1 protein-coding gene is annotated in these 219 nt (G+C 36.5%); it reads left to right on the top strand.

The window, feature by feature from the left end:
• On the top strand, positions 1–219 hold a 219-nt coding region (locus tag QCD85_RS23810; protein WP_301264097.1), incomplete at both ends, for an NAD(P)-dependent oxidoreductase.

Here is a 219-nt window from a genome sequence, read left to right as displayed (position 1 = left end):
AACTTAAAGTAAATTCTATTGCTATTGTAGGTGTTTTTAATATTGGACAAGAAAAGGCAAGACTTGCTCAAGCATTCGGTATGCATACAATCGGTGTTCGTCGTTCATGTAAAGCAACAGAACATATCGAAGAGATGTATACGATGGATCAATTAGACTATGCTTTGGCTGAATCAGATTATGTGGTGAATATTTTGCCACTAACGGATGAGACGAAAC

The sequence above is a fragment of the Paenibacillus sp. PsM32 genome (assembly GCF_030433815.1).
In the GTDB taxonomy this organism is placed as follows: Bacteria; Bacillota; Bacilli; order Paenibacillales; family Paenibacillaceae; genus Saccharibacillus; species Saccharibacillus kyungheensis.
Note: the sequence above shows the minus strand (reverse complement) of the source record. Positions and strands in the feature narration are given on the sequence as shown.